Raw genomic sequence first — 23,576 nt, forward strand, 5'->3', positions numbered from 1 at the left:
ACTCTGAACTTTAACATTTTTCCACTCTGAACTTTAACATTTTTCCACTCTGAACTTTAACATTTTTCCACTCTGAACTTTAACATTTTTCCACTCTGAAAGCTCATCCCTTCTTCGAAGTTATGAGCATCGCTTTTTAAGCGATAGAAGTTGATAACCAATAAAAAATTTCCCCTTAGACAAGCATTCTCAGAGCAATATTTACTCAGAGGACCAGCTTGAAATGACGTTTTTTTGCTTGAACGAGTGTTCCTAAGTTGATATACTCTATTCATCAACCTGTATGTTCGCAGTAATAAGGAGAAAACATGAAAACTGTACAAGAAGTCCTACGCCAGGCAGATGAAAATGACTTAATTTCAAATTTTTTGTATGAACATCCCAACGATTTAGATTCCTTTAACAATAATCTTACTATCGCTGAAGCAAAAGAACGTGAAAAGAAAGTTCTTCATGATTACATCAAACGACTAAGAGAAATGAAAATCACCACACCTAAAGATGGAAAAACATGGATTTTTTATGCTTATCATTATTCTGATAATGGATTTCCTAAGCCGATCTTTAATTTATGTAATCTAGAAGAGTTGCGTGAAAAGAAAATAAATTCAAAAAATTACGGAATTACTTTTATTGATCAATCTGAAATTTTAGGCTACTATCTTGCTGAAAATCACTTAACCAATTTTTATCTTAAGGAACTATTGATCCATATTCTTTACGAGGCATCTTTTTTCGGTACTAATCAAGAAGGTCTTCCTGCTTTTAAAAAAGATATGGATAAATCAATAAAAGAGATCAAAAATAGTGAAACCCTAGATTGGAAAAAATTTAGAAAAGAACTTGGACTTACCGAAGTGGATAAATTTACTGACAAAGAGCAAAAATTTAGAAACCAGATACATGAATTAAACACTGAAATAATTAATTTATCCCAGTCTGACGCCATTGAGGAAATTTTAGTTAGTTTGCAAAAATAATGGTGGTTCACTTCAATTTTTAAAAAAGTAAAATATTTTAAAAATTTAAAAAATATTTCTATTTTGTTCACAAAAAATTCACATTTATTACTTATTATTAGTACATAACTTGAAAGAAAATCTATCACCTTTCAACGTTATATAGATAAAATTAGTATAGATAACTAATCTTTTACTCTATTCTATTATTCTTATTTACTCTGTTATGTTTTTATTTTCACTTGAGAGAAGCTTGTATCTCTCATTGTATTAAAGAAGCCTCGCTTCCAAATATGGAAGTCGGGGCTTTTTGTTTTCTAATTATTTTCTATTTATCCTGATTTTGAAATCCAAGTATCTCTTTGGATTTTCAAACATACAGTTTTTATTCATCTTTTGCAACCGAAAAATATTCCTTGAGCTCGTATGCTAAATCAAATGCAATAATACATAGAATTGTCTTAATAATCGAATGAGTAACTATAAACACTAAGAAGAGTCCAAACCCTATAACTCCTACTGCTAACAAGACGATCAAAATCACTGTAACTATACCGAACAATTGAACAGTCTCCAGCATAGCATTTGAGAACCCACTTTCATGATAGCCATGCTTCTCCATTAAATTACTGTACTTTTTAGAAAAGCGTAATTTATGACCATAAAGCATCCCTACTAAACCAGCCATTAATAACAAATTACCACTAATCAGCATAACTGGATTTTCAATTTTAAAATAAACTATTCCTCCAATCAAAGCTAACACATCAGCAATGACATAGACTAAATACATTTTCTTTTTATAATTACCTAATTCATTATTTTTCACTTGTTCATTCACCTTCTTCCAAACAAGCGTTCCTGAAATATTATACCAGAACGTTTATTCGAAATAAATAAAAAGAACCAATTCAAATGAATCAGTTCTTTTAAATTTACTTTTTCTTGTATTGACGGATGTAATTTTCAGTTCCTGCAAAGTACCAAGTACCAGCTACTTCATCGCTTTCTAACACTTCGCCATCTTTAGGATCTTCAAGCGCCTTGTTGAAAGTATCTTCATATTCCTTAACCGTTAATCGCTGACGGCGAGCAAGCATTGCTTCGTCCCCTTCAGGATCAAGTTGACTCTTATAACCATCAACCAAATTTCCAGAGAAGAATTCTGCCATCGCACCTGAACCGTATGAGAAAAGTCCTATCAAACTATCCGCAGCTAGGTCACTCTTTTCAAGTAGGCTAAGCAAACTCAGGTAAAGTGAAGCGGTATAAATATTACCAACTTCCATGCTAAGTTGTTTGGAAGCTTCGAAGCTATCTTCCAAACGCTTCTTAGTTGTTTCATCTTGATCTTCAACAGCTAAGCGATTTGCTTTAAGCCCTTGCTTAGTGAATGGCAAGTGATAAATGATTGCATCGAAATCTTTAGTTTCAAGCTTACGATCTTTCTTATATTGGTTAAAAACATTTTCGAAGAATTGTAAGTAAACTTGAGTTGAGTACTTACCATCAACCATAGCTAGCTTGGAATCGTTTGGACGCCAGAAGTCATTGATATCTTCACTGTAGGCACTATGACCATCATTCAATGTTAAAATTGCTGGATCACTCTTTACCAAAACACTAATACTACCAGCACCTTGAGTAACTTCACCAGGAGTAGCAACACCATATCTAGCAATATCACTCCCAATAACAATTGCAGTTTCATCAGGGTGAACGCGGACAAAGTCACGTGCAATTATCAATCCTGCAGTTAAACCAAAACATGCTTCCTTTACTTCAAAAGTTCTAACTTCTGGACGTAAGTGAAGGGCTGATTTTACAAAAAGTGATGCAGATTTTGATTGGTCAACACTACTTTCAGTACCAAATACCAGTAAACCAACCTTATCTTTATCGATTTGATCAAGATATTTCAAGGTTGCGTTGATTCCCATTGAAACAGCATCTTGGGTTTGATCAGCAACTGCCATTTGCTTTTGACCAATACCGATTAAATACTTATTTGGATCATCCCCACGAGCATGAGCCAGATCAACCATATCTACATACTTATTTGGAGTATAAAAACCGATTTTATCAATTCCGACCTTCATTATTTTTCCTTTCGTAAATCAGTTAAAACTTCTTGTGCAAATTCTCTTGTATATTGCTTTTTTGCGATAATAACTTTTAAAACTTGGGACTTTTCGGCATCAGTTGCATCAAGATTGGCAACCAAATTGCGAGCTTGCAGCTTCATGTGACCTTCTTGAATTCCAACAGTAGAAATTGCCAAAATTGCAGTTAAATTATTTGCAAGACCGATACTAGTGATCACATTAGCTAAGTCAGTAGCATTGATTCCATCACCTAAAATGCTAAAAGCCTGCTTCACATCACTGCGGGCATTAATCGAACCACCAACGGTTCCAATTGCCATTGGTAAAGTAAGTTCACCATGAAGTTTGCCATCTTTAATTATCCATTTACTTAATGAACGATATTGTCCACTCTCACTAGCCAGTGCGGCACTAGCTGCTTCAATCGCGCGGTAGTCATTACCGGTCGCAATTAAAGTTGAGTCGACCCCATTCATAATTCCTTTATTATTAGTAGTTGCACGATAGACATCTTCATAAGCAATTTTACTCAGAAGAGCAATTCTCTTAGCAACTTTTTCACCGCCAACACTTGAAAACTTCAAATCGACCTTTGCAGTCGTTAATTGACTAGGATAATTTGATAAAATTGCGAAAAGCTTCTCTTCAATTCCATCAAAATTGAGCAAATTTTTAGCCAAAAATTCTAAGATAGCATTGGTCTTATTGGCTCCCATCGCTTCAGCCGGATCAACTAAAACCTTCAAATAAAGCAAACCATCAGCCTTAATTTCGGCAGCAATTTCTTTCAGGCCACCACCGTGATTTACTAAACTAGCAAAGTTTTTATTTGTTAAATCAATTAAAGTAGGGATCTCGTGCTTAAGATTATTAATCTCAAAGGAATCGCCGATTTTCATTACGATTTGACCAAAGATTCCATTGCGACAGCTTTTAGCAGTAACTCCGCCATTTCGCGCAAAAATCTTAGCACCATGATTAGCGGCCGCAACTACTGATGGTTCTTCGCTTGCCATTGGCACCCAATATTTATTGTCATTAACAATTAGACCTTCAACCACACCCATTGGCAAGGTTAAACTGCCGATGACATTTTCACTTAATTGATTTAGCCTAGTTAAAAGTTCATCATCAATTTGATCTAATTCAATTCCTTCATCTTTTAAAATTTCACGTCTTTGTTCAGGCGTTAATTGATAGAATTTCATTAATTTTCACGCTTAATTTCATAAGCAATCGCTTGACCACCACCGATGCACAAAGTTACTAAAGCCCGCTTACCATTGCACTTCTTTAAAGCACTCATAGCAGTTTCGATTAACCTTGCACCAGTAGCACCAAGTGGGTGACCAAGAGCAATTGCACCACCTAAAATATTTAACTTCTCTTCAGGAATATGTAAGTCCCTTTGAAGAGCTACAGATTGAGCAGCAAATGCTTCATTTATTTCAAAGACATCGTAATCATCAACTGTAGTTCCTGCCTTATTCATCAACTTTCTTACAGCATAATATGGAGTATAACCCATCAAGCTTGGATCAAAACCGGCTTCAGCAAATTCACCGAGTTTGGCAAGCGGAGTTAATCCTAGTTCCTTAACCTTGTCTTCGGTCGCTAAAATTAACATACTTGCACCATCAGTTAATGGCGAAGCGTTTCCTGCTGTAACATCACCATCTTCCTTAAAGACCGGTTTCAAATTAGCTAAAGCTTCCATATTAGTATCAGGACGGATAGTTTCATCATGATCTAAAGTTTGACCATTTAGTTCAATAGGAAGAATTTCATCGCTGAATGCATTTTCTTCGATAGCTTTAACAGCCCTTTGATGTGAGTTAAAGCTGAATTGATCCATCTCTTCACGAGATACATCATACTTTTCGGCCACATTTTCAGCTGTAATACCCATATGCTTATCTGAAAAGGCATCTACCAACCCATCTTTTAATAAGGTATTTTCTAAGTGCTCACCTGGATTATCTTTGTACTTCTTTTCAACAACAAATGGAGTATTAGTCATGCTTTCAGCACCACCAACAGCAACAAGGTTTACATCACCCATTTCCATTTGAGCTTGAGCAAGACGCACGGCCTTCAAACTTGAACCACAAACATCATTGATTGTAGTAGCAACAGTAGTTTCTGGAAGGCCTGAATTAAGTGCAACTTGACGTGCCATGTTTTCACCAAGTCCAGCAGAAATTACATTTCCCATAAAAACGGCTTCAATTTCAGCCGGATCAATTTTAGCTGAAGTCAAAGTTCCTTTAAGTGCCATCACACCTAAGTCAACGGCATTTTGTTCATTGAAAAATCCACGATAACGACCAAATGGAGTTCGCTTAGCAGCGACTACATAAATATCTTTCATATTGTCACAATTCCCTCTATAAACATACTTATATGAAAATTTTATCTGTAGTTGTAAGCAGTTTTCAAGTTTCATTACTTTTTCTTAAACTATCCACTAAAATTATTAAATCAGTTTTTAGATATACAGAATTTACTTCTATCAATGATCGTTTTCCCTATTTAATCCTCAAAATAAAAAAACTAGTGAGAACTCAAATAATTCTCACTAGTTTTTTCATTAAACGATAACAGTTAATGCTGCAGCTCCAACAATTAAAATCAAACCGAAAACAGTAACAATCATTTCTTTACGAGTTTTGGTTTGGTGAAGCATCCAGATACCAGTTAAAGTTGCTAAAACAACAGAAGTTTGTGATAGCAAAAATCCAGTTGCCAACCCGTTCATGTTTGGTTGAGCTGAGATAAGGTAAGTCAATGCTGCGAAGGCAAAGAACACACCTGAAATCATTTGCTTGTATGAAACTGCCTCAAGTAGAGGTGGCTTTTCACTCTTATCTTTGATACCAAGGTAAATTCCATAAACAATGGCGACGATACACATACCAATTGATTGTGGTAAGAATGATTGCATACCATCAATATGTGCAGCCTGTGGAGCGGCCGAGTATGCCCAATAACCGATTTCACCAATTAATAAAACAATGACAGCCTTTTTCAACTTACTACTTGATTCAGCACTTTTATGCTCATTCCAAGTTGTCATCCAAGCACCGATGATAATTAAGACTAAAGCAACGAAACCAATAATTTTATCTGTTGTGCTTGGCCAATCACCTAAGGCAAATACTCCCCAAAGAGATGCTCCCAAAAGCTGAAAAGCAGTAGTAATTGGCATTGCTCTTGATGATCCGATTAAAGTAAATGAATAGAAGGTAATAATTTGAGCTGATGCCCAGCCAATACCTGATACGATTGACCAGAATAAGGAAGCTCCGGTTGGAAGTGGTGTTCCTTGAACTAAGGCCAGAATTAAAGCACACACGAAAGTTCCAAATGTAGCCCCGATAATTTGGTTAGCTGGTCGGCCTCCAATTTTTGAAGCGATTGTTGGGAAGAAACCCCATCCAATGAGGGGGCCTAGCCCAATTAAAAGTGCAATAGCATTCATTTTTCACTTTTCCTTCCTTTTCTAGAAAATAACGCCACTTTCCAAGATAACATTAGAATAAGGAGTTTCTTCACCAGTTCTAATAAACGCCTTGGATTTGCCAAGCATTTTCTTCAATTCTGAGTGCGGAATAAATTCAATTTCTACATTAGGAAGCGTCTTTTTGATTTCTTCCAATTGTTCTGGATTTTGAGTTTTAATTTCTTCAGCAATGTACATCTTTTGTACTTCTAGTTCTTTCAAAACTTCCTTAAATACATCAATAAATGAAGGGAGTCCCGCATGAACAGACAAATCAATCTTTTCGGTTCCGGCTGGAACTGGAGTACCAGCATCTCCAACACCTAAAAGATCCATGTGACCCATATCAGCAATTACACGAGAAATATTCGAATTCATTACGCCTGTCTTTTTCATAATTGTTAACCTCCGTATACTTCTGTAACCTTTTCTCTAGTAGGAATTGATGGCATTGCACCGGCACCTTGAACAGTAATTGATGATGCTTGTTGTCCATACTTGATGGCATCTTCAATGTTTGAGTAGTCTGCTTTTAATACTGAAGAAAGTGCGCCAATAAAGGTATCACCGGCTCCAGTTGTATCAACTGCCTTAACCTTAAAAGCTTTAACAAAGCCTTTACCAACTGATGAACTATAGAACACGCCTCTTGATCCAAGAGTAATTAAAGTTGTTTCAACACCCTTATTTCTGAAGTGTTCAGCCGTCTTAGTCATATCAGCTTCTTCATTCACTTCAATGCCAGTGATTAAGCTACTTTCGGTTTCATTTGGAGTAATAATATCAGTTAATGAAAGTAGTTCATCACTAATTTCGTGAGCTGGAGCTGGATTTAAAATTGTTTTAACGCCATGCTTTTTAGCAATCTTGAAGGCAGCAATTGTAACTTCAACCGGTGTTTCGAATTGAGCAATGATGTAATCAGAATTTGCAATTGTGTCTTCAGCTGCTTCGACTTGTTTAACACTAACTTCCCCATTAGCACCAGCATCCACTAAAATACTGTTTTGACCATTTTCATCAAGCATGATAACCGCAGATCCAGTTTCGATGTCTTCATCAACTAAAACATTATCTAAGTTGATACCTTCTTTTTTCATAGTATCAAGCATAAATTCACCGCCGTGATCTTTACCAACGCGGCCGATGAAACTCACATCTACTCCACTTCTTGCGGCGGCAACTGCTTGGTTAGCACCCTTACCACCAGCTGCGGAAGATACACCATTAACGTGCATGGTTTCACCTGGAAGAGGAATTCTAGGAATTGAATAAGTTGTGTCTAAGTTAATACTTCCTAATACTGTAACTTTAGTCATAATTTTTCTCTCCTTACTAAAATAAGCCAAAGATAAATTTTATTGCTTTTCTTTAATTAATATTATCGCAGGAACAGTAACCGCTTACAATAGCTTTTAAGCTATAATATTTATTTTAGTAGTTATTTTAGTTTAACTGTATTTCGTTCAACAATGTGGGTTCCAACTAAACATTTTTGTGCTTCCCAGTCTTCTTGCGAAATTTGGGCTTGTAATTGATAGATTGCTTGATTAATGATTTGATCAACAGAAGCATGAACTGTAGTTAATTCTGGATTAACCAAACTGGCCTCTTCAATATCATCAAATCCCATTACCGAAAGATCTCTTGGGATCACAAGATTATTATTCCGACACTCTTTCATGATTCTAATCGCCATGTAATCAGTATCACAAAAAATCACTTGCGGAAGTTTTTTTACACTAAAGCCTTTCAAATCTTTTAATGAAACTAGATCAGCGGCGTCAATTTTATAAAAATGTTCTGTGTTAATTTCAATACCCACTTCAGCTAATGCAGCGCGAAAGCCCGCTCTTCTTTGTAAGAAGTTAGGATTATTTTTACTGGTTGCTGCATAGCCAATTTCAGTAAAACCTTTTTCTAAGAGGTATTTTGCTGCTTGATAAGCGCCTTGGAAGTTATCAGTTGTGACAAAATCTGCATCAATTTCTGAATAATAAGTATCCACGAAAACAACATTTTTTATCTGACTATCAATCAAACTAATATCTTCAGCGGATAATTCAGTTCCGAGAACGATAGCATTTGTAACTGCTGATTCAGAAAGTAAATCTCTTAAATCCTCTGCCAAATGAGTAATTCGCAAAGTGTCAATTCTTAAATTAGCTCCAAAGCCATTAATATTTTGCGTGAGCGTCGTAACTAAATGATCAAAGAATGGCAATGTATGATAACTACGGTTGACCACACCTTTTTTATCATTAACGATAATTAAATCGCAGTTAGCAACTTTACGTAATCCGCCCTTCTTTCTCTTTCTAAGAGGTTGATAATCATTCTCATTGATCACTTTAAAAATTTTTTCTCTAGTCGCTTGACTAATTCCCTTTTTACCATTAATCGCAATTGAGACTGCGGAAACAGATACTCCTGCAATTTTTGCAATATCTTCCATTTTCTTAGGCATAATTTTCACCTTTAATTTACTAAAATAGCTACTTTAATAATGGCTTATTTTAGTTATTAGTGCAAGAAAAAAGATGCAGTATAAACTGCATCCCTTATTAACATCTAAATCATTCTACTTAACAACATGTCTTTCAAATGGATCATCTGAGATACCTTGGTCAAGGATAGTCTTACACCATTCTTTAGCTGAGAAGAGTGAGTGATCACGATAATTACCACAGCTTTCAATGGTCGTACCTGGAACGTCTTCCCATTTAATATTGTCACGAATCTCAGTAAGTGCTGAAGTTAATGCCTTAGCCACTTCAGTAGTTGAAGGAGTTCCCCAAACTAATAGGTGGAATCCTGTACGACAGCCAAATGGTGAACAATCAATGTAACCATCGATCCGGTCACGAAGAAGACCAGCAATTAAGTGTTCAATCGTGTGAAGGCCAGCAGTTGGAATCGCATTTTCATTTGGTTGAACTAAGCGTAAATCAAAGTTTGAGATTTCATCTCCATGCTTTCCTTCTTCAACAGTAATTAAACGTACGTATGGTGCCTTAACTTTAGTATGATCTAATTCAAAACTTTCAACTTTTCCCATAATTAATTCTCCTATCTTTAAAAAAATAATTATTTCTTCAATAATAATGATACCTAAAATTTGTGAATTTTTAATGTAAAACTATTGCACCTAAAATAATTAATAGTGCCCAAATAATTTCTACTAAAATCAACGATTTACTACTTTGCGTCATTTCCCCACACATCCTTAGCCGTCTTTACAACCAAATCAATTTTCTTCCATTGATCTTCTTCAGTTAACTTGTTACCTTCTTCAGTTGATGAGAATCCACATTGAGTGCTGAGTGATAATTCATCAAACGGATGATATTGACTGGCATCCTTAATCCTAGCTTTAAGATCAGTTTCTGTTTCAAGTTCTGGTCTCTTACTTGTTACTAATCCAAGGACAACTTCTTCATCATCAGGAACTTCCTTAATTGGTTCGAAGTTACCTGATCTCTCATCATCGAATTCCAAGTAAAATGCAGAAACATCTTCGTTAGCAAATAATGAGTCAGCAACTGGGCCGTAGCCACCTTTCGCTGCCCAAGTTGAGTGATAGTTACCGCGGCAGATGTGCGTTGAAACTCGAAGATCTTTTGGAAGGTCTTTAATTGCATCATTGTTAAGCTTCAAATACTTCTTCTTTAGATCTTCTAATGAAAAATCACCTTGTAAATGGCTCTTCCAGAAATGATCATCTACGACCATGCCCCAAGTACAGTCATCAAGTTTCACATCACGACAACCTGCATCATACAGTGCCAAAATCAAATCACGATATGCATTTGAAATATCTGCAAACAATTCATCATCTGAGCTGTAAACTTTTCTTAGTGCAGCTACATTTTCTTTACCGCGAACAAGTTCTGCGTAAAATTGTGCTGGAGCTGGTATGCTTTGTCTTGGAATTACATCTGCACCAAGTTCATCAACAACTTTCTTCAAATATTTGAATGCGGAAAGATCTGGATGTTCACCAGTGAACTTTATCTTACCTTCAACTTGAGCTGAATCGTTACGGGTTTCTTCATCATGGAATAAGTAGCCATGTTCTTGCTTGGTATGCTTAATTCCACCAAAGCCCCAGAAGGTATCAAGATGCCAATAGCTTCTTCTAAATTCACCATCAGTCACAATCTTAAGATCATGCTCAATTTCTTTTTGAACTAATTCTTTAATTAACTTATCTTCAACAGCAGTTAAATCCGCTTGTTTAATTTTTCCATCTTCAAACTCGGTGCGAGCTTTCTTTAATTCTGCAGGTCTTAAAAAACTACCAACGATATCATAATGTAATCTACTCATTTTTCATTTCTCCTTTTTCTACTTGAATAAGCATAAAAAAAGCGTCCCTAGAAAACAAACTAATGCTTTCTAGGGACGCTTCCGCGTGTTACCACCCTACTTCGACATTGCCTTACAACAATATCCTTACTAAGTGCTCCATTTAAATGGAATACCCGGACATGATAACGAACGTCAATCGTAAATTGCTTACTCAATGCTTACAATTTAAACCAGCTCAGAGACCATATTCATTATTCTTGAAAACACCGACTTACACCTAGCTCGGCTCTCTGAAGAATTCTTAAATAATTACTCATCTCTTCTAAGCTTTAATTAATTTTGTTGTAATCATAATATGACCTTTTAGATTATTCGTCAAGGATTTTTTGAAATTTTTCTTCAAGTTTCCCTTTAAATTAAAAGCTTCTATAAATATATAAAATAAAAAATTTAGATTAAATTTATTGTTGACTAAATTAAATTATGATGGTAAATTGTTTTCAACAATTAAAAATTATGATCTTGAGAAGCAGAGTAATTAATCAACTTATTCTTCAGAGAAATGCGAATTTGGTGAGACGCATGAATGAGTATTAATGAACATGGGCTTTGAACGATCAATGCTAGCGATATTTAACTAGCATCGGGGTTACTCCCGTTAACAAAGTAAGCTATTGATTGATAGCTAGTGAGATTATTTGTGTGAACAGATGATGAACAAAGGTGGTAACGCGAGCACTCGTCCTTTATTGGATGGGTGCTTTTTTATTTCTTGAGGTGAGTGTTATGAGAAAAAGAAGACGTAGAAATTATTTAATAGCTACTATTTTCAGTATTTTTATTATCATTGCTGGATATTTTAGCTTTTTCTGGACGCCAAAAAGTAATGGTCAAACTGTTGTAACTGTAGGATTAATTGGCGCAGACAAAGGTGAAGCAGCAATCTGGAAGAAAGTTGCACAAAAGATGAAGGATAAATATGGTGTGATCGTAAAGACTCGCAGTTTTGATGGATATGATCAACCTAATAAAGCCTTAAAGTCTAACGATATTGATCTTAATTCTTTCCAGCACTATGCATTTTTGAAGGAATGGAACAGGTCGAATCATGGTGGACTTAGTGCAATTGGCAAAACTTATATTGCACCAATCAGACTCTATAGTAAGAAGTATCATAAATTGAGTGAACTTCCCTATGGCGCAACTATTGTTGTACCAAACGATGCAACGAATGAATCACGTGCCCTATTCGTTTTAAAAAATGCTGGGCTCATCAAACTCCGTAAAGGAAAAGTTCTAGTATCGATTGCAGATATTACCGCAAATCCTAAGAATATTAAAATTAAGGAAGTGGCATCTGAACAAACTAGCCGTGTTATCACTGATGTTGATGCAGCTGTAGTTAATAATGCCTTTGCTCAGCCAGCTGGACTCGGTGATAAGGATACAATTTACGTAGAACCAGTTAATAAGGATTCTGAACAATGGATCAATATCATTGTTGCCCGCACTGGTGAAAAGAACAAGAAAGTTTATAAAGAAGTGGTCAAAGCATACCAAAGCCAAGCTACCAAAGACCTCTATAAGAAGTATTATGGTAATAAGCAAATTGCCGCTTGGGATGTTAAATTGAAGTAAAAAAATCCGTTAGAAACTAATTTTCTAACGGATTTATTTTTATTCTTCAATCTTAATTTCAACTTCATTTACTGAAGATACATTCTTTTTAGTTCTAAGTGCAAGATTATTCATCACCAAAGCCACAATTGTCAAAACACATCCAATAATTTCAAAAATTGAAACTTTGTATCCAGTAATTGCCATGATAATGAAAGCTGTAATTGGTTCAACGTTCATAAATAAGATTCCATTAACTGGTCCTAATAAACGGTTACCATAATTCCATGAAAAAACTGCGATAACACCTGCAAAAGTTATCATATAGATCAAAGCATTACGGATTCCACCAACTTGAGTAGTCGTAGGGACTTTTAACCATCCAACCAATGTCGCAAATACAACAATAATAATTAATGTGAACACACCATAAACAGTTGTAAGAGTCGAATATCTCAAAATTGACCAGTTCTTATACTTTGTACCACCAGTGGTAAATAATACCCAGAATAAATCTGCTAAGAAGATTAACCCGGTAGCAACTAAAGTATCGTGTCCTTGGAATAAAATGGCTGGATTTCCCTTTGTAATTACCAAGAACACACCAACAAAGGCAATTAACATTGAAATAAAGGTAATCCTCTTTGGAGTCTTTTTATACATAATCCAGGTTACAACTGCCCCAATAAGTGGTTGTACTGCCATCATAACTGAAGCAATCAATGATCCTGATTCACCTGCCGCATGTTGACCAAGAAATACTAATAAGTTAAAGCCAGCAAAAGCGAAGCTTCCCAAAAGCCATAAATTAAAGAAATGTCCTTCTGGTTTAAACGAACTTGGTCCCTCAATAATTAATAATAGGATTGCAAAAATAATTGCTACCGTACCATATCGGAAAAGCGTAAAGTAAAATGGATCTATTATTTTTAATGCTGGAGCCATGACTGGGAACATCCCACCCCAAGCAATTGTTGCGATCAAACTTAGTATTATTCCCAAAGTATATTTTTTCGACATTCTTATCTCTTCTCTATCAACTTCCAAGTAATAAACCTCTAGTTTTAGTACCACTAGAGGTTTATTACTGCTATTTTTGCAAACTTATTTGATCTTACTTAGTAAGACTAGCCAACTTGTTCAAAGTTCTAACCATTTGAGCAACAAATCCACCTTCATTGTCATACCAAGAAACAGTCTTAACAAGTTGAACACCACCAGCGTCAGTAACTTCAGTTTGAGTTGGATCAAAAATTCCACCAAATGTAGTACCAACAACGTCTGAAGATACTAATTCATCTGCATTGTAACCAAATGAATCATTATTCTCTGTGTACTTCTTCATTGCTGCATTAACTTCTTTTTCAGTAACCTTCTTATCTAAAACAGTTACTAAAATAGTTTCTGAACCATCACTAACTGGAACTCTTTGAGCAGTACCCTTAAGCTTGCCATCAAGTTCTGGAATAACAAGACCAATTGCCTTAGCAGCACCAGTTGAGTGTGGAATAGTGTTTTCTGCAGCAGCACGAGCGTTACGGAAGTTATTACCACGGTCAGGACCATCATGTAACTTTTGAGTTGAAGTATAAGCATGAATTGTAGTCATTGTACCAGCCTTGATACCAAAGTCCTTATTCAAGTAGTAAGCAAGTGGTGCTAATGAATTAGTAGTGCATGAACCTGCAGAAATGATGTTATCATCTGCTGTCAAAGTATTATCGTTAATGTTAAAGACAATGGTCTTCATATTTCCTGCAGGTGCTGAGATCAAGACCTTCTTAGCTCCTGCATCAAGGTGAGCCTGTGATTTTTCCTTTGATGTGTAGAATCCAGTACTTTCAACTACAATTTCAACGTCATCATTCTTTGCCCATGGAATATCCTTAGCATCCCTGTATGCATAAACGATAATCTTCTTGCCATTAACGTAAATTGCATTATCGTCTGCACTAACTTCACCATCAAAAGTCCCATGAACAGTATCATACTTAAACAAGTGTGCCAACATCTTAGGAGAAGTTAAGTCGTTAATTGCAACAACATCTAAATTATCATTGTTAACTTCTAAAATACGACGTAAAGTTAAACGTCCGATTCTTCCAAAACCATTAATACCAATTTTAACCATCGATATTACCTCTTTCTCTTATTTACAATTATTTTTCATTTGGAACATCTTCAGAATATCAACTGTCTTTACCTTTGGGAATAAACAGTTTAGAATAAGCGTTATAACTTATCGTAAATTTACTTACAAAATGTAAGTTATAAGAAAGAGGAAATCCAAGTGCTACTTGATTCTTTAAACATTGACTTAATTCAAGTTTTTGTTACTGTTAGTGAACAAAAAAGTATAAATAAAAGCAGTGAGATATTGACTTTATCTCAACCTGCTATCAGTAAAAAGATTAAACAATTAGAAAGTTACTTCGATACTCAACTATTTTCACGCTCATCAAAAGGTATGGAACTAACACCTGCTGGAAAAGATTTCTATAAAAAAGCCAAAGTCGTTTTAACTGATTTTCAAAAGCTTCATTTAATAGAGAAAAAAGAAAGTGATTTAAGTAAATTAAAAATTGGGGCTTTAGATAGCGTGGCATCAATCTGGTATCCTTACTTTTTTAAAAATGCATTATTTAGTGCCGGTAGTGTCAAACTTTCTAATGAAATAATGGATCTGATTACCCCATTTAACAATGGAGAATTAAATTCTATCCTAATCGATAAACCATTTGGCAGATTGTTAAGTCAAGATTATGAAGTAATGGATCTTTATGAGGAGCCATACGAAGTTATCTACTCAGTGAATAATTCTTCTTTAATTAATAGTAAAAAAGATACTTTGACTTTAGAAGATTTACAAAAACAAAAACTAATTATGCATCCACGTCTGTGCCCTGTTCATGATAAGTTAGTAAAAATTTTTAAAAATCAAAATATGTCTTTACCAGAAATTTATGAAGTAGATTTTGTTGAATCAAGATTATCTATGGTAGCAATCTCTGACTTGATCACAATTTTGCCAAGATCTCTAGCTGAACAAAAAGTTAAAGAAAATTCTCAATTAAAAATAAAGCATCTTCCTGAACAATTTATTCGAAAAGTTGCCCTATTTACAGATGCTAAAACTGATATTCATGCTTTATATAAATTACTAAATCAAAGATCATAAAAAAATCCTGTCGAAATTCTTCATCGACAGGATTTTTATTATCTATTTGGGCAGAACTCCTTACCCCAATCACAGATTTGTTTCAAGATTGGCATAAGCGTTGCACCCTTCTTAGTTAAAGAATATTCAACTTTAGGCGGAATCTGAGGATATTCGCGGCGTTCAATTAAGCCGTTATCTTCTAATTCCTTCAACTTGGCCGTAAGCACACGCGGTGTTACATCACCCATCAACCGACGAATTTCTCCATATCTCATTGTCCCAAGTTGGGATAAAGAATATAGAATGTTCATCTTCCACTTACCAGAGATAATTTCCATCGCTCCGTTAAATGGAACCATATTTACTTTTCGAAATTTAGCTAAATCTTTTTCGTTCATATTTACACTATCCTTTTTGATACTAGGTATTAAAAAAGTGCATACTTGTCAAAGATATTTTAGCAAGTAGAATAATATATATCAAATAACTAATAAAAAGTAAGTAAAGGGAGAAAATATTATGGAAATTACAATTTGGTCAGATTTTGCTTGCCCTTTCTGCTACATTGCAGATGCAAGAATTAAGAATATTTTAGATGAAATCAATGCCAAGGATAAGGTTACCTTTGATCGTCACGCATTTCAACTTTACCCAGATGCACCTCAAGATGTAACTGAAAGTACTTTGGATCGTTTCGCTGCTAAATATCAATTAACTAAGGAAGAAGCAGCTCAAAGAATCGAAGGGATTTCACAAATGGGTCGCGGTGAAAGTCTTGATTTTAAGTACTCATCAACTCTCAACACTAATACTATGGATGCCCACCGTTTAGCTCAATGGGCCAAAGATCAGGGAGACTACGAAAAGGAAGAAAAGTTGAACGATTTACTCTTCAAGGCATACTTCACTGATAATTTAAAGCTTGCTGATCACAAGGTATTGATCAAGGTTGCAGAAGACGCAGGTTACAACGCTGACGACGTTAAGACCCTACTTGATTCAAAGGATTACACTGATCGAGTAATCAGTGACGAAGTATTTGTTCAACAAAATGGTGTACACGCAGTTCCTTTTATCGTTATTGACGGTAAAGGTTACATGGGTGCTCAACCTAAAGAAGTATTCAAGAAGGCAATCGAGGAAGCTTTAGCAAAGGAAAACTAACATGTCGGTGAGATTATACATGCAGCCAGTGGCTAATATTTTTCAGACCATTTCTTATTTCTACATTAATGAAGAAACTGGTCATGGCTTTTTAATTGATCCTGGAGCCGAAGGTGACAAATTACTAAAAATCATTAAAGATCATAATTGGACAATTGAAAAAGTTTTGCTAACTCATGGACACTTCGATCATTCATATCAAGCAGCCAAAGTTGCAGATAGCTTAGGTGCCTCATGTGTTATGAACGAAAATGCCCCATCATTTATGAAAAATGATCAACTCAATTTAGCTGCTAGATATAAGCAACACGTTGTATGGCCTAAGAATGTAGAATTGATTTCCGATCACACTTTAATTAGAAGCAAAGATAATAGTTTTGCACTTGAAGCAATTGCAACACCCGGTCATACACCAGACTCACAAATTTTCTATGCAAAGGCTGATAATTTTGCTCTCGTTGGTGATATGTTATATAACAATGATATTGGACTAACCGAATTTCCTACCGGCGACAAGAAGCAAATTTTAAACTCAATTGCGAACAAGATTTGTGCCCTTCCAAATGACACTGAACTTTTCACTGGTCACACCAATCCGATGACCGTTGAAATGGTGAAATCAATTTTAGCAACTGATTACGGAATTATTCTTTAAGGAGAATTTATTATGACTGATAAGAAAAAGCAAACAGTAGATTTTTCAAAAGTTGAAATCAATGAAGGCATGGTTTGTGGACCTGACGGTTGTTCACTAGCAGACCACTTCGATTGGGCTAAGAAAAAGCAAGAAGATAAAAAGTAATAAAAATGTACTGGAATTAATCAATTATTGTTCAATACTTTTTACTGCTGATGGAATATATTATGATTCTATCGACAGTTTTTATTTTGCACAAAAAGGAGCCTCTAGAGAGCCTTTATTACAATATATTGTCTCTTCTAATTTTATTAACCTTCTTAGTGTAGATTTTTCCTGCAATACGATTTCTAAATAATCCTGAATCATTAATATAACATAAGCATCTTTTTAGTATGTAAAATTGAATTATATCAACCACTTTTATCTTTATGTTATTAAAATAATTGAGACCTTTTCTGGTATAGTATACTTATACAAATGAGAAACTAGGTAAAATTTATGACAGTACACATTACGAATTTATATGGGTTGGGTGGCACAGCTGCATTAGCACAACAAATGGTTGCTAAAATTGGATGTCAAAATTTAGGAATGAACGAACTTGGGATTTATGTTTATCAATTGCCAGAAGAACCTCAACAATCACTTTATGCACGCTTTGATGGAATTATTGCTTCATTATCTCATGGTGATACCGTAATTATCCAATCACCTAGTTGGAATTCCATTGAATGGGATCAAGCTTTTATTGATCATCTAGATTTATACCGTGATATAAAGAAAATTATTTTCATTCATGACGTAGTACCTTTAATGCTTGACGTTAATCGCTATCTTCTCCCTCAATATATTGACTATTATAATAAGGCAGATGTTTTAATAGTTCATACTGAAAAGATGTATCACTTTTTACGTCAAAATGGTTTAGAAGAAAAAAAACATGTAGTCTTACATTTTTTTGATCATCCAGTTAATAATTTGAATTACTCAATTACACCTCAAAATAATAAGGTAATTAATTTTGCTGGTAATGCACAAAAATTTGAGTTCGTTAAAAATTGGCATAATCCAGATATTAAATTACAAGTCTTTTCTAATCCCAAAAAATCTTACCCAGATCAAAATCTTGAAATAACAGGTTGGAAATCAGATTCAGTGTTACTTGATACACTACGTCGTACTGGTGGTTTTGGTTTAGTATGGTCTGAAGATCCATACTGGTCAGAATATATGAAATTAAATGCATCCTTTAAAACTAGTACTTATTTAGCTGCAGGTCTTCCCCTCATTGTTAACAGTGAGATGCCAGAAAAAGATACAATAAAACGTAAAAACATTGGAATTGCTGCCAATAATTTAGAAGAAGCACAAGAGAAAGTATTACGTATTTCAGATGAAGAATATAACCAAATGGTCAGAAATGTTGAGTCTTTTGCAAAGTTGATTAGAGAAGGATATTTTACAAAAAAAGCTTTAACTGAAGCTGTATTTAAAGTTAGATATGAATAAATAAAGCAGTTAGTTCAATTACTAACTGCTTTATTTGTAAGCGTCAAATAACCAGGTGTCTGTTTTAGTCCTCATTTTTCAGGTATTCTAATCTCATTAAATTTATGGAGGTTAAAATAAATTATGCTTGAAAAACAAAAGCCCATCGTGGCACTCAATCCCCCAGCAAGATCGATCTGCTTTTATCTTTATGTTATTAAAATAATTGAGACAGTTTCTGGTATAGTATACTTATACAAATGAGAATCTAGGTAAAATTTATGACAGTACACATTACGAATTTATATGGGTTTGTTACTGGAGCTGTAGCACAAACTGCTCAGCAAATGGTCGCTAAAATCGGATGTCAAAATTTAGGAATGAATGAACTTGGAATTTATGCTTATAAATGGCCAGACGAGCCTTTGGAATCACGCAATGCACGATTTGATGGTATTATAGCTTCATTAGCACATGGAGATACGATTATTATTCAATCACCTAGTTGGAATCCCATTGAATGGGATCAAGCTTTTATTGATCATATAAATCTATATCCTGACATAAAGAAAATTATTTTCATTCATGACGTAGTACCTTTAATGTTTGAAGTTAATCGCTATCTTCTCCCTCAACATATTGATTATTATAACAAAGCAGATGTTTTAATAGTTCCTTCTGTAAAAATCTATCATTTTTTACGTCAAAATGGTTTAAAAGAAAAACTATATGTAGTTCAACATTTTTGGGATCATCCAGTTGACAATATAAATTACTCCATTACTCCCAATAATAGTAAAATAATTAATTTTGCAGGGGATGCAGAGAAATTTGATTTTGTTAAAAATTGGCATAATCCTCATATTAAATTACAAGTTTTTTCTGATCCTAAACAATCTTATCCAGAACAAAATCTTGAAATAATTGGTCGAAAATCTGATTCTGTACTTCTTGATGAATTACGTAATACGGGTGGTTTTGGTTTAGTATGGTCCGAAGATCCATACTGGTCAGAATATATGAAATTAAATGCATCCTTTAAAACTAGTACTTATTTGGCTAGTGGCATTCCAATCATTGTTAATAGTGATATGCCGGAGAAAGATACAATTGAACGTAAAAACATTGGAATTGTTGTAAATAGTTTAGAAGAAGCTCAAGAGAAAGTATTACATATTTCAGCTGAAGAATATAACCAGATGGTTAAAAATGTTGATTCTTTTGCTAAATTGATTAGAGAAGGTTACTTTACTAAAAAGGTCCTGTCTGATGCTGTTTTTAAGGTAAGGTATGAATGATAAAGTCTACAGATCTAAAATTATAATTACAAGTTAAATGGGTTGTTTTTTCATCTCACTATAAACTAATAAAAAAATGATGTCTCAAGAGCCGACTTAAAATATAAAAAAGAAGATAGCAAATATTAAACCATTAAGGTATGATTCCGATATTCAAACGGTAGTCATACCTTTTGTTTTTTAAGTCGTACAATATTACTTTCAACACCTATATTGGAACTTTAGTGTAAAAACAAAAAATATGATATTGTAGAGTCTAAAAAAGTGCCCCGCAATAATTATTAGATTCTTGTCTAACAATTGTGGGCCAACTTGGCTTGCTTAAATATTCACTTTTTCCCTTATTAACTTACAACTGAACATCTTCAGCTTAGAATAAAAGATTATTTTTTATTAACTCGCAATTAGCTTTTAACACTGTAATCTAGTTTATCAATAGCAGTATTAATTTTAAGACAATCCTATTTCTTCTTTTTCTTTATCCTCTAATTCTAGCAACAATTTCATTACTATAATCAACATCATCAATTGCTTCAATATCAGTATCAAAATTGAATTCTGTAGTATGCTTATTCTTTAATTTTACTTTATATTTTGCGCCCATCTTGAACCATTCATACTCAGAATCAATGTGACCTAAATCTATTAATTGATTAGGTAAATCTTGTAGATCATCTACAATGACTTTTGCTGTAGGTCCAAGCATTAACAAAACTAAACGATTCTCGGCATATTTTTTTATTTCCGCTTCAATTTTATCAATTTTTTCAAAAGAGTTCTTTGAAGGACAAATTATACGTTCAATTGAATTGGCATTATCAAATAAATCATTATCTATTCCTGAACGGGTATAAGCACCTTCCACAATTAAAATATCTTTTTGATTCCATAATTTCTTTAATTTGTCAAAGTACTGAGCACTTTTTGTTTTATCTACCAAATCAATATAAGGACGGGAAATAAAGGTAGAGCCATACCAATTATTAGTTGATTCAATCTCTCTTAAAAATGACGCATTTCTTGGAAAAAAGGTACTATTATAAAAGTCCTGAGCATAATGTTCGTATCTATTTAAATTGTTAAACACATCTGGTAAACATACTAAAACATTATTATGGTTACCTTTTAAGATTATTTGTTTTAGACGCTTAGCAAGTTCTTTTTGATAATCCTGATAAGGAATAGAATCTCCTCTAATTAGATCAAATTCTCCATCTCCAAAACGTACAGCTGATTTATTATCTTTTAAGATTAGTTCTAAAGATTGATCAATATCTTCTACTTGAATATCAAAATAATTTTCTTTTTTATTATCAGCCGATTTAATAATAAATTCCTGCATTTTATCAATCATTTGATTAATAGCACCGTTATCAAAAGTATAATAATTTTGATAATCTGAATCATTTGATTTTGTTGCCTCAAATGCTAAGATTGGTGTATTTTTGAGCATCATTCTTTTTAATACAGGTTCTTCTTTTGGTCCATAATTAATATCTAAATATATATCAGCATTATTAATTATCCTATTTAATTGTGAAGGAACAATAGCAGGATAAAGTTGTACATTGTCATATTTTGTTAAGTGCTCTAAAAGCCATGCCATTGGTGTATAAGCAGCAATGTTAAATTTAATATTTGGTGCTTGGCGAATCAATTTTTCTATATCTTGTGTTTCAGCTACATGAGTAAAAAGAAAAGCCTCCCCATCAAATTCTGGTTTCTTAATTTTACTCTGCTCAAATTTGGTATATTTGTTTACAATATTGGTCCATTGAAGATTGTGATAATCCCACCATTTTTCTCTTAAACTTGAAGTCGAAACTATATTAAAAGGTTTATCTTCAGTTACATAATGAATGATTTTAGGATTAATCACACTTTCAAAACAGGCTAGCACATTACGTAGATCATTCCAATATGCTATCCGTTCAAAGCCGATTTGATAATTATAAGCCAAATCTAGTTCACCAATTTGACCTTTAAGTACCACATTGATTACAGTTTGATCTCCATTAAGTACATTAGATTCTTTTACCCTTTCTACTAGTTTTTTTCTTAAATGTTCTTCTCGCCATTTCTTATTATTAATTAACATTACACCTGAATTAAATTGTTCAGTTTCATGATAATCTTTTACGGCATAAATAGCCTTATCGTCTAAATTGACTTTAAACAGATCATCTAAATTGGAATCAACTACTAAATCAGAGTCAAGATATAAGACCTTATCTTCGGGAATCAAATCTGGAATAAAGAATCTTCCATACGCAATACTTTTAAAACGATCGTAAGAAGGATGTAAATCTACTAACATGTCAGGATCGATTTTATCATCAGTTACTGAAGCACCAAATTGATTTAAATACTGATTCAAATTTACAAACCATTCATGGGGAATATCGGAATTAATGACATGAATATTTACATGAGGATTATGAAATAGAACCGACTTAATAGTCGTTTCAACTTTATCAATATAAGCATAATCTGCGCTTAAAGCAATTGTTTTATCCATTAATTTTTCCTCTCCTTTTACTTTTATTCTATCATTTTTGAACGATCAATCCTTCTATAATTTGAATAATTATGTTATTTGTTATTTAACCTTAATTTATATAATTAATCCTCATAAAGTTAATATTAGTTATAAAAGAGTATAGAGGAATTAAGCATTAAATCTTTTGCCTTATATATGAACGTGAAAAGCGATTTAAAAATGTGTAATTTTAGTTATGTTTGAGTGATAAATTTGTCGATCTAAAATAGTCTCTGTAATAAACACGTTATGTAGTACTGTTTCCGACGTACAAAAATTGTGAAAGAAAATTAAACAAATGTCCCATAATGATTAGTCATTATCGTAACTGTGTTTTCCCACAGTTAATAAGGAGGACTTTTGCAAAAATCATTTATGACTGGCCAGTTTAAACGAAAGAAAGTACGAACTAGCCAATGCTGTAAATGTAAATCATGTCATATACCTCGTAAAGAATTTGTTATTCGGCTTGATGCTGAAATATGTCACTGCTTGCTATCCGAGTAATATTTATCGAATAATTTTAGAGCACATGGAACTACACTATCGTGTAGCTAGGTTACCTAAGCATTTATCTTTTGATGAATTTCGTTCAACTACGTTCATCATGATCTGTATTTGTTACGATACTCAAACAGTTACAGAATCACCTATTACCTATCATTGTTGATTATTTGCTCAGCAAATTAGAGAGTAATACTTTACTTAAAAAGATCGTAAGCGTCAAATAATCTAGTGTATTGAAAAAGTACCGTTTTAGTCTTTTTTACTAAACGGTGTTTTTTGCTTTCTA

22 protein-coding genes and 2 other annotated features are annotated in these 23,576 nt (G+C 33.8%); of the genes, 8 read left to right on the plus strand and 14 right to left on the minus strand.

What is annotated here, in order from left to right; genetic code table 11:
* Positions 1 to 308 precede the first annotated feature (308 nt).
* The gene (locus NFR82_RS07865) at positions 309 to 980 is read left to right on the plus strand and encodes a DUF6557 family protein (RefSeq protein WP_251717742.1); all 672 of its coding nucleotides are present in this window, start codon (positions 309 to 311) and stop codon (positions 978 to 980) included.
* Between the two features lie 364 nt (positions 981 to 1,344).
* Here NFR82_RS07865 and NFR82_RS07870 read toward each other — a convergent pair whose 3' ends face one another.
* The 10 genes from NFR82_RS07870 to NFR82_RS07915 all read right to left on the minus strand — a co-directional run bounded on the left by NFR82_RS07870 (position 1,345) and on the right by NFR82_RS07915 (position 10,895).
* Positions 1,345 to 1,788, minus strand: a complete 444-nt coding sequence (locus tag NFR82_RS07870) for a hypothetical protein (RefSeq protein ID WP_251717743.1) — start codon at positions 1,786 to 1,788, stop codon at positions 1,345 to 1,347.
* Positions 1,789 to 1,894: 106 nt separating this feature from the next.
* Positions 1,895 to 3,058, minus strand: a complete 1,164-nt coding sequence (locus NFR82_RS07875) for a hydroxymethylglutaryl-CoA synthase (RefSeq protein WP_251717744.1) — start codon at positions 3,056 to 3,058, stop codon at positions 1,895 to 1,897.
* On the minus strand, positions 3,058 to 4,272 hold the full coding sequence (locus tag NFR82_RS07880) for a hydroxymethylglutaryl-CoA reductase (protein WP_251717745.1): 1,215 nt from the start codon (positions 4,270 to 4,272) through the stop codon (positions 3,058 to 3,060). Before NFR82_RS07880 ends, NFR82_RS07875 begins: the two co-directional genes overlap by 1 nt.
* Positions 4,272 to 5,435 (minus strand): thiolase family protein, encoded by a 1,164-nt coding sequence (locus NFR82_RS07885; protein ID WP_251717746.1) that lies wholly within the window; start codon positions 5,433 to 5,435, stop codon positions 4,272 to 4,274. Before NFR82_RS07885 ends, NFR82_RS07880 begins: the two co-directional genes overlap by 1 nt.
* Before the next feature lie 219 nt (positions 5,436 to 5,654).
* Positions 5,655 to 6,545: a ribose/proton symporter RbsU gene (gene rbsU / locus NFR82_RS07890; RefSeq protein ID WP_251717747.1), complete on the minus strand. Its 891-nt coding sequence runs from the start codon at positions 6,543 to 6,545 to the stop codon at positions 5,655 to 5,657.
* A 21-nt stretch (positions 6,546 to 6,566) separates the two neighbouring features.
* Positions 6,567 to 6,962 carry a D-ribose pyranase gene (gene rbsD, locus NFR82_RS07895; protein ID WP_251717748.1) on the minus strand — a complete coding sequence of 132 codons (396 nt, stop codon included), beginning with the start codon at positions 6,960 to 6,962 and terminating at the stop codon, positions 6,567 to 6,569.
* Positions 6,963 to 6,967: 5 nt separating this feature from the next.
* Complete coding sequence (rbsK, locus tag NFR82_RS07900; RefSeq protein WP_251717762.1) at positions 6,968 to 7,888, minus strand: ribokinase; 921 nt, start codon at positions 7,886 to 7,888, stop codon at positions 6,968 to 6,970.
* Positions 7,889 to 8,007: 119 nt separating this feature from the next.
* Positions 8,008 to 9,033, minus strand: a complete 1,026-nt coding sequence (locus tag NFR82_RS07905; protein WP_251717749.1) for a LacI family DNA-binding transcriptional regulator — start codon at positions 9,031 to 9,033, stop codon at positions 8,008 to 8,010.
* A 114-nt stretch (positions 9,034 to 9,147) separates the two neighbouring features.
* Positions 9,148 to 9,624, minus strand: coding sequence for an S-ribosylhomocysteine lyase (locus tag NFR82_RS07910; protein WP_251717750.1), 477 nt, complete (start codon positions 9,622 to 9,624; stop codon positions 9,148 to 9,150).
* Positions 9,625 to 9,764: 140 nt separating this feature from the next.
* Positions 9,765 to 10,895 carry a 5-methyltetrahydropteroyltriglutamate--homocysteine S-methyltransferase gene (locus NFR82_RS07915; protein ID WP_251717751.1) on the minus strand — a complete coding sequence of 377 codons (1,131 nt, stop codon included), beginning with the start codon at positions 10,893 to 10,895 and terminating at the stop codon, positions 9,765 to 9,767.
* Positions 10,896 to 10,963: 68 nt separating this feature from the next.
* Positions 10,964 to 11,211 (minus strand) — a binding site (T-box leader).
* A 179-nt stretch (positions 11,212 to 11,390) separates the two neighbouring features.
* Positions 11,391 to 11,627: a binding site (T-box leader), on the plus strand.
* A gap of 36 nt (positions 11,628 to 11,663) precedes the next feature.
* Here NFR82_RS07915 and NFR82_RS07920 point away from each other — a divergent pair.
* Complete coding sequence (locus NFR82_RS07920) at positions 11,664 to 12,515, plus strand: MetQ/NlpA family ABC transporter substrate-binding protein (RefSeq protein WP_251717752.1); 852 nt, start codon at positions 11,664 to 11,666, stop codon at positions 12,513 to 12,515.
* A 39-nt stretch (positions 12,516 to 12,554) separates the two neighbouring features.
* Here NFR82_RS07920 and NFR82_RS07925 read toward each other — a convergent pair whose 3' ends face one another.
* On the minus strand, positions 12,555 to 13,514 hold the full coding sequence (locus NFR82_RS07925) for a DMT family transporter (protein WP_251717753.1): 960 nt from the start codon (positions 13,512 to 13,514) through the stop codon (positions 12,555 to 12,557).
* A gap of 94 nt (positions 13,515 to 13,608) precedes the next feature.
* Positions 13,609 to 14,625 carry a type I glyceraldehyde-3-phosphate dehydrogenase gene (gap, locus tag NFR82_RS07930; protein WP_251717754.1) on the minus strand — a complete coding sequence of 339 codons (1,017 nt, stop codon included), beginning with the start codon at positions 14,623 to 14,625 and terminating at the stop codon, positions 13,609 to 13,611.
* Between the two features lie 159 nt (positions 14,626 to 14,784).
* Between gap and NFR82_RS07935 the strand changes: the two genes are divergently transcribed.
* The gene (locus NFR82_RS07935) at positions 14,785 to 15,672 is read left to right on the plus strand and encodes a LysR family transcriptional regulator (protein ID WP_251717755.1); all 888 of its coding nucleotides are present in this window, start codon (positions 14,785 to 14,787) and stop codon (positions 15,670 to 15,672) included.
* A gap of 38 nt (positions 15,673 to 15,710) precedes the next feature.
* On the opposite strand, the gene NFR82_RS07940 is transcribed toward NFR82_RS07935, so the two are convergent.
* On the minus strand, positions 15,711 to 16,052 hold the full coding sequence (locus tag NFR82_RS07940; protein WP_251717756.1) for a winged helix-turn-helix transcriptional regulator: 342 nt from the start codon (positions 16,050 to 16,052) through the stop codon (positions 15,711 to 15,713).
* 121 nt (positions 16,053 to 16,173) lie between these two features.
* Between NFR82_RS07940 and NFR82_RS07945 the strand changes: the two genes are divergently transcribed.
* From NFR82_RS07945 to NFR82_RS07960, 5 genes are all read left to right on the plus strand, one after another.
* Positions 16,174 to 16,818 (plus strand): DsbA family oxidoreductase, encoded by a 645-nt coding sequence (locus NFR82_RS07945; RefSeq protein ID WP_251717757.1) that lies wholly within the window; start codon positions 16,174 to 16,176, stop codon positions 16,816 to 16,818.
* Between the two features lies 1 nt (position 16,819).
* Positions 16,820 to 17,473, plus strand: a complete 654-nt coding sequence (locus tag NFR82_RS07950; protein ID WP_251717758.1) for an MBL fold metallo-hydrolase — start codon at positions 16,820 to 16,822, stop codon at positions 17,471 to 17,473.
* A 12-nt stretch (positions 17,474 to 17,485) separates the two neighbouring features.
* Complete coding sequence (locus NFR82_RS08855) at positions 17,486 to 17,620, plus strand: hypothetical protein (RefSeq protein ID WP_277612432.1); 135 nt, start codon at positions 17,486 to 17,488, stop codon at positions 17,618 to 17,620.
* Between the two features lie 336 nt (positions 17,621 to 17,956).
* Positions 17,957 to 18,967, plus strand: coding sequence for a sugar transferase (locus NFR82_RS07955; RefSeq protein WP_251717759.1), 1,011 nt, complete (start codon positions 17,957 to 17,959; stop codon positions 18,965 to 18,967).
* 260 nt (positions 18,968 to 19,227) lie between these two features.
* The gene (locus tag NFR82_RS07960; RefSeq protein ID WP_251717760.1) at positions 19,228 to 20,244 is read left to right on the plus strand and encodes a sugar transferase; all 1,017 of its coding nucleotides are present in this window, start codon (positions 19,228 to 19,230) and stop codon (positions 20,242 to 20,244) included.
* Positions 20,245 to 20,722: 478 nt separating this feature from the next.
* On the opposite strand, the gene NFR82_RS07965 is transcribed toward NFR82_RS07960, so the two are convergent.
* Positions 20,723 to 22,762 (minus strand): SP_1767 family glycosyltransferase, encoded by a 2,040-nt coding sequence (locus NFR82_RS07965; RefSeq protein WP_251717761.1) that lies wholly within the window; start codon positions 22,760 to 22,762, stop codon positions 20,723 to 20,725.
* Positions 22,763 to 23,576 lie beyond the last annotated feature (814 nt).

This window comes from Lactobacillus agrestimuris, assembly GCF_943193025.1.
GTDB classification, from domain to species: domain Bacteria; phylum Bacillota; class Bacilli; order Lactobacillales; family Lactobacillaceae; genus Lactobacillus; species Lactobacillus agrestimuris.

Bases quoted from the DNA above. Each gene is read 5' to 3' on its own strand.
- NFR82_RS07865 (WP_251717742.1), top strand. From the start codon at position 309: ATGAAAACTGTACAAGAAGTCCTACGCCAGGCAGATGAAAATGACTTA.
- NFR82_RS07875 (WP_251717744.1), bottom strand. From the start codon at position 3,058: ATGAAGGTCGGAATTGATAAAATCGGTTTTTATACTCCAAATAAGTAT.
- rbsD (WP_251717748.1), bottom strand. From the start codon at position 6,962: ATGAAAAAGACAGGCGTAATGAATTCGAATATTTCTCGTGTAATTGCT.
- NFR82_RS07885 (WP_251717746.1), bottom strand. From the start codon at position 5,435: ATGAAAGATATTTATGTAGTCGCTGCTAAGCGAACTCCATTTGGTCGT.
- NFR82_RS07965 (WP_251717761.1), bottom strand. From the start codon at position 22,762: ATGGATAAAACAATTGCTTTAAGCGCAGATTATGCTTATATTGATAAA.
- NFR82_RS07910 (WP_251717750.1), bottom strand. From the start codon at position 9,624: ATGGGAAAAGTTGAAAGTTTTGAATTAGATCATACTAAAGTTAAGGCA.
- NFR82_RS07955 (WP_251717759.1), top strand. From the start codon at position 17,957: ATGACAGTACACATTACGAATTTATATGGGTTGGGTGGCACAGCTGCA.
- NFR82_RS08855 (WP_277612432.1), top strand. From the start codon at position 17,486: ATGACTGATAAGAAAAAGCAAACAGTAGATTTTTCAAAAGTTGAAATC.
- NFR82_RS07945 (WP_251717757.1), top strand. From the start codon at position 16,174: ATGGAAATTACAATTTGGTCAGATTTTGCTTGCCCTTTCTGCTACATT.
- NFR82_RS07905 (WP_251717749.1), bottom strand. From the start codon at position 9,033: ATGCCTAAGAAAATGGAAGATATTGCAAAAATTGCAGGAGTATCTGTT.
- gap (WP_251717754.1), bottom strand. From the start codon at position 14,625: ATGGTTAAAATTGGTATTAATGGTTTTGGAAGAATCGGACGTTTAACT.
- NFR82_RS07925 (WP_251717753.1), bottom strand. From the start codon at position 13,514: ATGTCGAAAAAATATACTTTGGGAATAATACTAAGTTTGATCGCAACA.
- NFR82_RS07880 (WP_251717745.1), bottom strand. From the start codon at position 4,272: ATGAAATTCTATCAATTAACGCCTGAACAAAGACGTGAAATTTTAAAA.
- rbsU (WP_251717747.1), bottom strand. From the start codon at position 6,545: ATGAATGCTATTGCACTTTTAATTGGGCTAGGCCCCCTCATTGGATGG.
- NFR82_RS07950 (WP_251717758.1), top strand. From the start codon at position 16,820: ATGTCGGTGAGATTATACATGCAGCCAGTGGCTAATATTTTTCAGACC.
- NFR82_RS07915 (WP_251717751.1), bottom strand. From the start codon at position 10,895: ATGAGTAGATTACATTATGATATCGTTGGTAGTTTTTTAAGACCTGCA.
- NFR82_RS07940 (WP_251717756.1), bottom strand. From the start codon at position 16,052: ATGAACGAAAAAGATTTAGCTAAATTTCGAAAAGTAAATATGGTTCCA.
- NFR82_RS07920 (WP_251717752.1), top strand. From the start codon at position 11,664: ATGAGAAAAAGAAGACGTAGAAATTATTTAATAGCTACTATTTTCAGT.
- NFR82_RS07960 (WP_251717760.1), top strand. From the start codon at position 19,228: ATGACAGTACACATTACGAATTTATATGGGTTTGTTACTGGAGCTGTA.